The 12073-nt window shown below is 32.6% G+C and carries 9 protein-coding genes; 1 reads left to right on the top strand and 8 read right to left on the bottom strand.

What is annotated here, in order from left to right; genetic code table 11:
* Positions 1-42: 42 nt before the first annotated feature.
* The 7 genes from M1D64_RS01790 to M1D64_RS01760 all read right to left on the bottom strand — a co-directional run bounded on the left by M1D64_RS01790 (position 43) and on the right by M1D64_RS01760 (position 8373).
* Positions 43-1497, bottom strand: a complete 1455-nt coding sequence (locus M1D64_RS01790) for an ABC transporter ATP-binding protein (protein ID WP_002482318.1) — start codon at positions 1495-1497, stop codon at positions 43-45.
* A 9-nt stretch (positions 1498-1506) separates the two neighbouring features.
* Positions 1507-2226: an energy-coupling factor transporter transmembrane component T gene (locus M1D64_RS01785; RefSeq protein WP_069795096.1), complete on the bottom strand. Its 720-nt coding sequence runs from the start codon at positions 2224-2226 to the stop codon at positions 1507-1509.
* Position 2227: 1 nt separating this feature from the next.
* Positions 2228-2812, bottom strand: a complete 585-nt coding sequence (locus tag M1D64_RS01780) for an MptD family putative ECF transporter S component (RefSeq protein ID WP_002482316.1) — start codon at positions 2810-2812, stop codon at positions 2228-2230.
* 184 nt (positions 2813-2996) lie between these two features.
* Positions 2997-4721 carry a glycosyltransferase family 2 protein gene (locus M1D64_RS01775; protein ID WP_115338376.1) on the bottom strand — a complete coding sequence of 575 codons (1725 nt, stop codon included), beginning with the start codon at positions 4719-4721 and terminating at the stop codon, positions 2997-2999.
* A gap of 150 nt (positions 4722-4871) precedes the next feature.
* On the bottom strand, positions 4872-6560 hold the full coding sequence (gene tarL / locus M1D64_RS01770) for a teichoic acid ribitol-phosphate polymerase TarL (protein ID WP_069821604.1): 1689 nt from the start codon (positions 6558-6560) through the stop codon (positions 4872-4874).
* Positions 6561-6635: 75 nt separating this feature from the next.
* Positions 6636-7664 (bottom strand): alcohol dehydrogenase catalytic domain-containing protein, encoded by a 1029-nt coding sequence (locus tag M1D64_RS01765; RefSeq protein ID WP_002482313.1) that lies wholly within the window; start codon positions 7662-7664, stop codon positions 6636-6638.
* On the bottom strand, positions 7657-8373 hold the full coding sequence (locus M1D64_RS01760; protein WP_011302331.1) for a D-ribitol-5-phosphate cytidylyltransferase: 717 nt from the start codon (positions 8371-8373) through the stop codon (positions 7657-7659). The genes M1D64_RS01765 and M1D64_RS01760 overlap by 8 nt, the downstream gene beginning before the upstream one ends.
* A gap of 509 nt (positions 8374-8882) precedes the next feature.
* Here M1D64_RS01760 and M1D64_RS01755 point away from each other — a divergent pair.
* Positions 8883-10220 carry an aspartate aminotransferase family protein gene (locus M1D64_RS01755; RefSeq protein ID WP_069821605.1) on the top strand — a complete coding sequence of 446 codons (1338 nt, stop codon included), beginning with the start codon at positions 8883-8885 and terminating at the stop codon, positions 10218-10220.
* Between the two features lie 258 nt (positions 10221-10478).
* Here M1D64_RS01755 and M1D64_RS01750 read toward each other — a convergent pair whose 3' ends face one another.
* Entirely contained in the window at positions 10479-12071 is a 1593-nt protein-coding gene (locus M1D64_RS01750; protein ID WP_037537647.1) for a gamma-glutamyltransferase, read from the bottom strand.
* Positions 12072-12073: the final 2 nt, after the last annotated feature.

Raw genomic sequence — 12073 nt, 5'->3', positions numbered from 1 at the left:
TAGTCGTTCATATGCGCTACTTTATCCATACACTCAATAACTTTATATTTCAAAAAATGATTGTAATTTCCCTAAATTTGCATCATTCATTGTATATTGATCTTTAACGTGCCCATTTTCTAAATGTAAGATTTCATCGGCACATGATAGTAATAGTTCATAGTCATGAGTAATCACTATAATGGTATGCCCATTAGTTGCTAAATCGTCGATGATTCCACTAATTTCTCGCATACGCTGACCATCTAAACCACTTGATGGTTCATCAAAAATAAGTATATCACGGCTTGTTTCTACTGCACTTGCAATAGCCAAACGTTGTTTTTCTCCTCCTGATAATGATAAAGGATGCCGTTCAATGTGCTGAGAAATACCATAATATTGTAACTGTTTTTGAATTGTTTCGTCATCTAAATCAGCATGACTTAAACGTAATTCTTCACCAACACTTTCTGCAAAAAGTTGATTATTTACATCTTGAAACACCAAATAGACATTGTTTAATCTATGTCCCCGCTTCAAAGTAACTTCATCATTATCAACTTTCCCTTTGAATTTACGTTCCACACCTGTTAAGCATCGTGCAAATGTAGATTTTCCCGAACCGTTTTGCCCTATAACTGCTGTCACTTTACCTTTATTTAGTTCAACTTTAGGTATATTAATTGATAAAGGTAATCTAGGTTTATATTTAAAATTAAAATCTTTCAACGTTAACGTACCACATGCGACATTGTGATGAACTTTAGGTTTCATTTTATCTAAATGTGTTGTTCTCAATCCTAACTCTGCCAATGTTTCATGACTCAGTTTATTAAATGTATCCTTGTCATATTGTTTACGCATTGTACCTTGTGCCAATATGATAAAGCGATCAACAACATCCATTAAATAATGTAAACGGTGTTCAGCTATAATAATGGTTTTACCTTCTTGCTTCCATATATTTAACATTTTTCGCAGTTTGCTGATTGTTTTGAAATCTAAATTTGATGAAGGTTCATCTAAAATAATGATATCGTGACCACTAACTTGAATCGTCGTACATGCTATTAACTGTTTTTCTCCACCAGAAAGATTAAATATACCTCTATCCAATAAATGTTCAATATTAAATTCATAGGCGCTGTTAGCAATTTGTGTATTAATTTCGTTTGGCTCCACACCAAAATTCTCAGGCTCAAAAGCAAGTTCACTTGTTGTATTTAAGCAGAAAAATTGTGAGCGTGGATTTTGAAAGACTGAGCCACTTACTTGTGAAACCTCATAAATAGATTGTTTAGTAATGTCTTTACCATTCACAATGATACGACCATCTATCTCTCCATGAAAGAAGTGTGGTATCGTCCCATTCAATAATCGTGTTATGGTGGTTTTACCGCAACCTGATGCACCAGTTAAACAAATAACCTCACCATCATTAATAGTAAGGTTTATATCGTTTAAGATTTTTTCGCTATTGTCATAATTAAATGATACATTTTCAAATTGAATCATATTTTAACCTCACACTATATAGTAAGTTATACATAAAAGCAGTGTGCCAACTATGAATAACCAATCAAGCCAACGTATTTTCAACGTCACAATAGAACTTCTTTTATGTGTCAAATTCAATCCACGAGTAATGGATGCGATAGTCAATTCATTCCCTATTTTAATCACACTATTTAATAAAGGTACAATACGATACTCGATATATTGCATTGGTTTTTTAAACGCAAACCGTAAAGAAATCCCTCTCATTTTCATTGCATCCTTAATAGATGCTGATTCCATTCTTATTGTGGGTATAAATCTAAACATAACAGCAATTGGGATAGTTATTTTTCTAGATAACTTCATGCGTTCTAAACCTAAAATAAGCACTTCTACTTGTGTTGTCTTAAATATATAGTAACCCATGGCTAAAGAAGGCAAAAATCTTGTAATAATTCCAGAAGGTACAAACACGAGTAATGTTGCAACTTGGCTTTGTTCAATAGACACAAATGCTTCACCATACCAAGCAGCTACGGTTAGCACAATACAGGCAATGCCAATCTTATATTTCCCTATCACAATCAATAATAAGACGGGAATCACCATTATAATCAATCTGATAAATATGCCCTGACCCGTTACGCCACCTGTTAGTGAAATGAGTGAAATAATTAGCATGAGTCCAATTTTTATCCTTGGATCAAAGTTAAATATATGATTTTGACTTAATACTTGATTATACATTTTATATAATACCTGCCCGCTTAAAATGCTTTTTCAAAATGCCTTTAGCAATGTATGCACCTATCCAAGCACCAATAATTGTAGTGATAAGAATAATGGGAATCATACCAATAGAAAACAATCCTTCTACTGTCGCTTCATAATCTGTACCATATTTGTCTTGAATAAAAGCTAAATATGAATTTCTCATAAAATAAAACGGTAGTAAATTACCTATTGGCCAAAATGAAAAAATAATATAACCTATACTATTTAATTTCCAACTTTTATATTGGCCCATCGCCATAACCATATCTGCAATCACAATCACTGGCACGCTTAAAATCAAAGCCATCCAAGGATGCCCCATGATTGCTAATAATAAACTTACGACAACACCACAAATCGTTAATGCACCAAATTTCTGCGTTTTGGTAATAAGTAACATCACAGGTATGCCACCTACTAGCCCTATCATTGCAGGAAGTAACAACATAAAGATAGGTATAATACCTAAAATACCCGGTGGTGCTATAAAAATGAAGTATACTGCCGTAAAGAGTCCTATATTAATTAAATCTTTAACATCTATTTTACTTTTTGTCATCGATAACTCCCTCTTCACATGAATCTAAAAGACAATCTATATATAAATTAATTATTATTAAATTAAGATATAAAAATCATTCATTTCAAACATACTATAATTGAAAATCATTATCAATAACATTCGATTAAAAAAATAGTAAGTCAGCTAATATTTCTTTAACTCACTTACTATTATATACCAACTAGTATTTTAAAACTAAATGGGGCGTTTCAATTTTGAAGTTCTTTTTCAGATCTTTATCTTTCACTTTTTCTCCAACAGACAGATGATAAGTAAGTGTGTCTTTTGTAGTCACAGACGTTAAATAACCATACGTAAACATATGAGGTAAGATGACAGCTGTCATCCCTTCAGATAGAATATAGTTAAATTCTAAGCTGCGTAGTTGTATTGTCTGTTTGTCCTTAATTTCAACAGCTAACATTTCATTTAATTTGTTGCTCGTTATATAAAATGATAAATTATCGAAGTCTTTCGTAAAATATGGTGTAAATCGATAATACTGATTGTTGTATTGGGTAATTGTGCTCGTTTCCTTACTATACGGGTACTTAACACGCTTATTGCCAATACGTTTCTCAATGGTCATATTATCCACACGCATCTCTAGATGTGCATCCCAGACTTTTTCTTTTATGAGATAAGGCATCAAATCATTTAAATCTGCCTTAAACTTAAATCTAGTCTGATCATTCATAGTTAAAGGTATATAAATAAATTCTTTTTTATTACGTGATAATAATTTGAGTTGAATCATTGAAGCAACATGGTTGGGATTAATAATAGAACTAATAAATTCTAACTCCAGTTCAAAACCTTGATCGTTAAATTCGAAATGTGACATTCTAACATCAGGCTTCACTAATTTTTTGAAGACAAAATACGGTTCACCTTCATCAAATTGTATTTTTAACGTTCCTTCTTGAGCACTGTAGCTATGAAACTTCCCATTTTTATAACTTTCTTCTACCATTTGGTAATGCTTCATGTCTTTTAGACGAGCGTAATGTAATAACGGTTTGAATGAATCATTCACTAATTCATCTACAGCTGTTGGTACTTTTTGAATAAAATCTCCTAACGCATCCATCCACGCTTCTTTTTTATCATCTGCAATTTTAAGAGAAAAGTTATTTGTTCTAGAGAATGAGAAATGTCTATCTATAAAATATCCTAGCACTTCATTTTTATTTTCTAATGGGCTGTTTAATATTTCTTCAGTAATTAATGACATCACTTTATAAAAATCTTCGGGTGAGACATACGCAGAACTCATATGTTCTCCCTCACGTTTAGTTGCATAATAGTAAGGCTTATCTGCAAGTACAGCGATTCGTTTCGCATTGACATATGCCTTCATTGTAAATAATTGATCTTCTGCACTTCTTAAGTCCTCTGGAAATTCGATTGCGTGATCACGTAATAATGAGGTTCTATAGAACTTAGTTGGGCTAAGTGTATAAATAATTCTAGAATTGGCTAATGTGACTGCATCACTCGTTTCTTTAAACATGGATTTCGGTACACCACGACCATTCACGCCTTCCATTTTCACCAAGACCACATCTGCATGATTTTGATCAACAAATTTCGACACATCTTTTAATGTATCTTTATTAATGTAATCATCTGAATCTACGAAAAATACATATTCACCTTGCGCTAATTGTAAAGCCGTATTTCTAGGTTTACCTGGTCCGCCTGAATTTGTATCAAGTTGTTTTATTATCAAATTTAATTTATTTTTATAAGCTTCTACCACATTTAAAGTATTATCTGATGAACAATCATCTACCAAAATAACTTCAAAATCTTTTTTATCATAACTTTGATTTTGTAAACTGTTTAAAAGTTCTGCTATATATTTTTCTGAATTGTAACTTGGTACTATAATTGAAAATTTCATTATACTCCACCTTGTAAAAATGAGTTAAGTACAAATCAATATCAGCCGTTCGGCAATCTCAATTACAGGATCCCGTTCTATATCTAACGCTGAATATATATTTTTGTAGTTAACTCATTATGTTTTAATTGGTATTTCTATTCACTTAATTTAGCTGCCAAAAACATTTCTTACTAAACGTTCACTTGAACGTCCATCTTGATATTTAAAATGTTTATCTAAAAATGGCTCAACTTTTTCAACGTCAAAATCTTTTTGATCCAATGCTACAATTAAATCGTTAAACGATTCAACGATTTTACCAGGTACAAATGTTTCATATGGTTCATAAAAATCACGTGATGTGATGTAATCTTCTAAATCAAATGCATAAAATAACATTGGTCGTTTAAATACAGCAAATTCATATACAAGTGATGAATAATCACTAATTAAGATATCCGTAATAAACAAAATATCATTCACTTCTCTAAAATCAGATACATCTACAAAGTATTCTTGATATTCTCTAGGAATATTCAATTTATTTTTAACAAACGGATGCATCTTGAATAGCACAATTGCATTATTCTCACGGCAATAACGTGCAAATCTTGCAAAATCAATTTTGAAAAACGGATAATGCGCAGTATGATGGCCACTCCCTCTAAATGTCGGTGCAAATAATATCACTTGCTTTCCTTTAACAATTGGAAGTGCTTCTTCCATATCTGCAACAATGGCTTTTTCATAGTCTTGATCAAATAATATATCCGTTCTTGGTACGCCAGTTGGAATAATATTTTGTTCTTTTATACCAAACGCCTCACCATAAAATGGAATATCCGTTTCTGATGATACAAATGCTTTGGTGTAATTCCTATGGTTTACTGAGTTAAAAAATGGTCCGCCTTTTTTACCAGTACGGCTATAGCCTACTGTTTTAAATGCGCCTACTGCATGCCATACTTGAATAATTTCCTGACTCTTTCTAAATTTCACAGTATAAAGTAATGGATGGAAATCATCTACAAATATGTAGTCTGCTTTACCTAATAAATACGGAAATTTAAATTTATCAATAAAATTACGTCGTACAGATATATTAGATTTAAACAATGCATGTATTTTATATTTTTCATCTAAATTTTGACGTAACATTTCATTGTAAACATACTCAAAATTACCTGACATTTCCGCTCTAGAATCAGAAGTGAAAAGTACTGTATTCCCCTTTTTCAGATGGAAAAATTTAGTAATCTTGAAAATAGACTGAAAGATGAAGTTACGGACATTAAATGAATATTTATTATATTTTAGTTTAAGGTCTGTAATCCTTTTCTTAACTGGATTCATTTTAGGCATAGGTGCTTTAAATATAATATTCAATACAAATTCGTTCACTTCACTCGAAATCATAGGCTTTACAGTATATTCTGTTTTAGATGATTTACCTCCCTTTTTAAAGGTAAATGTAAAGTGGTCTAATAATAAATTATTTTTGCCATTTTGAGTCATTTCATCGCTATACTGTTCGAGTGCTGTTTCTTCTAATTCATAATTATTGGGATCTAACAATGTTTCATTTATATTGGCAATATAATCAAAATCGCCTTTATAAACAATTAAGTACTCACCTGATGGTAGATAATTACCGTCATCTAATATGGCAACATTAAAACGTGCCTTAAATTGGTTGCCTTCTACTTTCACATCGTTTGCTTTTAGTTCTTTGGTTTCAGTCAAATTTCTCAATACAAAGTTTTTCTTATTAAGCTTTATATCTTCAACATGACCTTCAATAAATAATTGAATTCTTTCCCAATATATATTATCAATTATTATTTTAGATTTACTCAATTTTAAAAAATCCTCTCTTCATTCAAGTTGATAGGTTTTTATTACTAATTAAAAAAGCGAAAATGCCTTACAAATTTACATTGTCCATTTGATAACCGTTTTACCCCATGAAGTGGATAAATCTGTTTCAAATGCATTGACCGCATCGTTGATTGTTTTGACATCAAACTCATTACCTTTAAGGAGCGCTAATTTTTCTACAACATCTGGATTATTTTTATAAAATTCAGCAATTTCTCTAAAGTCTTGTGCGCCACTTCTACTACTACCAAACATCGTCAAACCTTTTTCAAGTACTAAACGTGTATTGACTTCAATTGGATATTCACTGACACCAAGTAAACTAATCGTTCCTTCAGGTGATACTAAGTCAATAATCTGGTTAACTGCGGATTGGCTACCTTTGCCACCCACGCACTCAAAAGCATGATCAAACGTGACATCTGCAGGTACTTCGTCAATATGATAGATGTGCTCCACAAACGAAAAATGACTTAATTTATAATCTGTTTTACCAAACACATAAATTTTAGCTTGAGGATACAATTTACTTAACAAAATAGCTGTAATATAACCTAAATTCCCATCTCCCCATACACCAAAACTATTTTTATTGGAAATTGATTTACGTTCAAATCTTTGTAATGCGTGCCAACTTACACTCACTAACTCTGAATAAGCAATCGTACTTAAATCTTCAATACTGTCGTCTATTTCAACGACGCGATCGTGATCCATAAAAACGTAATCTTGCATAAATCCATCGAAGCCACTAGATCTAAATTTACTACTAGGTAAATAGTTTTCTGCTATAACATCATCTTTTTCAACTGGTGTATTAGGAACCATAATGACCCTTGTACCAATTTCATATTCACCTTTACTGTCATAGACGACTTCGCCAACACCTTCATGAATTAATGACATAGGTAATTTCTTTTTCAAAACTTTTTCATTTCTACTACCTGTATAATATCTTTGATCAGCAGCACAGATAGACAAATACAACGGTCTGACAATCACTTTGTTACTTTTAATATCTTCATTATTATAGGTTACTTCAAATTGTCTTGGCGCAACGAGTTGATAAACTTGATTAATCACTCAACATCCCACCTTTTATGATTGAGTTTGCCACTTTAAGATCATAAGGTGTCGTTATTTTAATGTTATATAATTCTCCCATTACCAATTTCACTTGTTTACCTGCTACAACTAAAATCTTACATGCATCTGTCATGATTTGTTTATCTTCATCAGATAAATCATTGTAGCTATTTCTCAATAGATTTACATTGAAAGATTGCGGCGTTTGTCCTTGATACATCTCACTTCTCACCGGTATCGATTGAATTGAATCACCATCTGCCGATGTGATAATCGTATCAGTTGCTGTAATAACAGTGTCTACTGCGCCATATTTCAGAACACTTTCAATATTTTCTTTAATTATTCTGCGTGTTAAAAATGGTCGTACCGCATCATGCGTTATAATAACATCATCATCAGAAATACCATTTTCTTTTTCTGCTGCACTAATAATATTCATAATTGTTTCATTACGATCAGAACCACCTTGAACAACTTCAATTCTGTCATCTGTAATGTGATGCTTACGTAATGTATCCTTTGTGTGAGAAATCCATTTTTGAGGTGTCGCGATAAATATCTTATCGAATTCACTTGTTAATAAAAACTTCTCAACCGTATGTACTAAGATAGGTTTTCCATCTAAATCTAAAAATTGTTTTGGTAGTGGTACATTGCCCATTCTTGAACCAATGCCACCCGCTAATATACCTGCATAAATCATATACATTCCTCCATTAAAGTTCTAACTCATACTGTTGTTCAACTTCGTTACTATTTATTTTCATGTTTAATTAACGCTATATATATTTCCTGAATTTTGTTATAGATAAAAATATTATTTTATAAGAACAATATTACCAATTATCCCTCACTTTTTCTACTTATTACATTTTTCACAGTGTCCAACCATTTCTCAAATCAATGCTATTTATTAGATACAATATTTTCAGGATTAATTTCATCCACAGAATATTTGTGTCAAATTACACATAATGAGCGTTATTCAATTTTAATTTTTCAGAATATATTTACAATTCTAAATTTTCTTAGTATATTCATACGTATCAACGATTATTTGGGAGATGTCATAATGCATGCACTGTGGCGTATAGTAATCATTTCTATTTAGAAATACACTAGCAATTAATAGAGTGCCAATCACTATTTTCAATCCAAATCTGCATCAATCATGCGCACTATCTTATTTTCAATCATTGGGAGGCACAAATTATGAACAAATCAGAGCAACTTATAAATGAGGACAGTCAATACTTCGCAAAACCAGGACGCATCAAATATTATCCTTTAGCAATTTCTCATGGATATGGTGCGACACTTGTTGATGTTGAGGGCAATACATATATTGATTTATTATCAAGTGCAAGTTCACAGAATGTTGGACATGCACCTGAACAAGTCACTGAAGCAATTAAGGCACAAGTAGACCAGTTCATTCACTATACCCCTGCTTACATGTATCATGAACCCTTAGTTAAATTAGCAAAAAAATTATGTGAAATTTCACCCGGCCAATATGAAAAACGTGTCTTATTTGGACTATCTGGATCAGATGCCAATGATGGTATTATCAAATTAGCACGTGCTTACACCGGCAGACCTTATATCATCAGCTTTGTAAATGCATACCATGGTTCAACCTATGGTTCACTTTCAATGTCTGCTATTAGCTTAAATATGCGTAAACATTATGGTCCAATGTTGCCTGGTTTTTATCATATTCCTTTTCCAGACAATTATCGTGGCATGTTTGGCAGCAACCAGCCCAATACCGTTTCCGAATATCTAGCACCACTTAAAGAAATGTTTGAAAAATATGTACCTGCAGAAGAAGTGGCCTGCATCATGATTGAAACAATACAAGGAGATGGTGGTTTGCTCGAACCAGTAGATGGCTATTTCGAAGCCTTACAAGACTTATGTAAAGAACACGGTATCTTACTTGCTGTTGACGATATTCAACAAGGATTAGGACGCACAGGTAGCTGGAGTTCTGTCTCACATTACAATATTGAACCTGATTTGATTACATTCGGTAAATCATTGGCAGGCGGTTTACCAATGTCTGCAATCGTAGGGCGTTCAGAAATCATGGATTATTTAGAAGCACCTGCACATCTCTTTACCACGGGGGCTAATCCAGTGAGTTGTGAAGCAGCATTAGCAACCATCGCCATGATTGAAGACCAGAATTTATTACAAGCAAGTACAGATAAAGGTAATTATGTGCGCAAACGTATTGATGCTTGGACAGAACAATTCAATACTGTGGGTAACGTTAGAGGAAAAGGATTATCCATTGGTATTGATATCGTTTCTGATAAAATTAATAAAACACGCGCATCAGAAGCAGCACTAAAAATTTGTAACCGTTGCTTTGATAATGGTGTTGTCATTATTGCAGTAGCAGGCAATGTACTACGCTTTCAACCACCACTTGTCATTACCTATGAGCAACTGGACACTGCGCTTAACGTTTTGGAAGCAGCGATATCAGATTTTGAATTGGGTAAACTAGATAACTACGACACTGCAGGTCAGGGTTGGTAATAAATGAGTAAACTATGACAACCTTCTTGAATTTAAATAAACAACAAAAGTTAGATTTTAAAACTACAGTATAATTAAAAAAACAAGAGTCTGGGACATAAATAGATGTCTCAGACTCTTGTTCATTTGTGAAGTAGATGATTGCGTTGAATAGGGATGGGACTACGAAATCGCAATTAGAAAATTTGATTTCTGTCCCGTTTCCTTGTTTTGAATTATATATTACGTTTCATACCCCTTTGTATGAAGATATATGGATTATCTATTACCAACATCTTGTCCTATTTCTACTGTTTTATCATTTTTATTGTAAAGTGCAGCTTGGACACTACCAAAGTTTGGATCATTGCGTTTTTCTTCAATTTCGAATCCTAAACTTTTGAATATATCTACATCTTGTTTACTAGTTGCATTTTCATAGAATATTTTTCCACCATCGTTGTAAAAGCGTGGTTTATCTATAGACTCTTGTAACGTGCCATCGCCTCTTAAATAATCTACCAGTACTTCATTCAGTGTTGTTGGTATTTTATTACCACCCGGTGTTCCTATACCCATATAATAATCAGGGCCTACAACAATACTTGGTGCAGTAAATGATCTCGGTTCTTTGTGTTTACCACCATAGTTAGGACTGGCTGGATTCGATGAGAAGTTACTTAAAGAGTTATTCATATAGAATCCCTCTTTCATGAATTTACCAGATCCAAAGAAACTCGCGAGTGTATTGGTAGTACTTGTTAATTTTCCATCTTTATCTATGACAACAAAATGCGTTGTGCTCGTATTATCAACATTATTCGTATTAAAGTTACTATTAAAGTTAACCTCGTTTAGTCTACCGAGTAAATAATCTTGTGATAAATATTCATCATAATCTTCATCTTGTCCATTGATAATATCTCTATTTCTATACATCAATGCTCTAGATTTTAAGATACCTGTTATGTAATCTAGACGATTATCTGGTGCTGCTTGGTTATCAGTAGCTTCATCTATTTCCAATCCTTGAAGCATTAATGTACCACCAAGTGGGTTAGACGCAGAGTAAACTTTATTATTCAAATAATCTGTACCTACAGGTTCTTTCTTCTCTGTTTTATAACTTTCAAAATCTTTCTCATTAATTTCATCATCTACTTGTTTAGAAACACTTTCACCAATTTTATCATAGAAATAATCTGGTCCTTTGTCTCTAATCCCTTTGATAGTAGAAGCTAGAGCTGGTTGTTTAACAACATCGCCTTCTCTTTTCGTTTGTTTTCCATCAAAAAACGGTGAATTTCTATCGATGTCTGAACCGTATAATTTTAGACTTCGCTCGAGTTCTGAATCTACTTCAAAACCATCTTCAGCTAAAGGAATAACGTAATTCAGGATTTTCTTTTCATCCATTTTCCCTGCTTCTTTATGTGCATCATGTATGCCTCGAACAAAACCAGGTGTACCGATTTCATCCTTTTGTTTAAAGTTAAATGACGAAATATCTTTATATTGCCATTGTTTTGGTGCAACGTTCTCTTGACCATCATAAGATAACATTGCACCTCCACCACCTAAACCGGATGAATGCGGTTCTGTTATAGCTAAAGCATAAGAAACACCCATGGATGCATCTACGGCGTTACCACCATCTTTTAATATTTTTTCACCAACGCGCGTAGCAATTGGGTTATTTGAAGCGACACCGTAATTTTTATCTGACTTATCTTGGTTATGATCAGCTATTTTATTCTCATATAAATCATCTTTATCGTAATTATCTTTTTTTGTAATCATAAAAAAGATAAACGAAATAATGATTGTTAGGAGTAATATTACGATGAGCGATTTCTTATTGTAAATACTCATAC

The organism is Staphylococcus sp. Z5-21, from assembly GCF_056529615.1.
Note: the sequence above shows the minus strand (reverse complement) of the source record. Positions and strands in the feature narration are given on the sequence as shown.

Coding starts and splice junctions, on each gene's coding strand:
- M1D64_RS01790 (WP_002482318.1), bottom strand. CDS start 1,497: ATGATTCAATTTGAAAATGTATCATTTAATTATGACAATAGCGAAAAA.
- M1D64_RS01785 (WP_069795096.1), bottom strand. CDS start 2,226: ATGTATAATCAAGTATTAAGTCAAAATCATATATTTAACTTTGATCCA.
- M1D64_RS01780 (WP_002482316.1), bottom strand. CDS start 2,812: ATGACAAAAAGTAAAATAGATGTTAAAGATTTAATTAATATAGGACTC.
- M1D64_RS01775 (WP_115338376.1), bottom strand. CDS start 4,721: ATGAAATTTTCAATTATAGTACCAAGTTACAATTCAGAAAAATATATA.
- M1D64_RS01760 (WP_011302331.1), bottom strand. CDS start 8,373: ATGATTTATGCAGGTATATTAGCGGGTGGCATTGGTTCAAGAATGGGC.
- M1D64_RS01755 (WP_069821605.1), top strand. CDS start 8,883: ATGAACAAATCAGAGCAACTTATAAATGAGGACAGTCAATACTTCGCA.
- M1D64_RS01750 (WP_037537647.1), bottom strand. CDS start 12,071: ATGAGTATTTACAATAAGAAATCGCTCATCGTAATATTACTCCTAACA.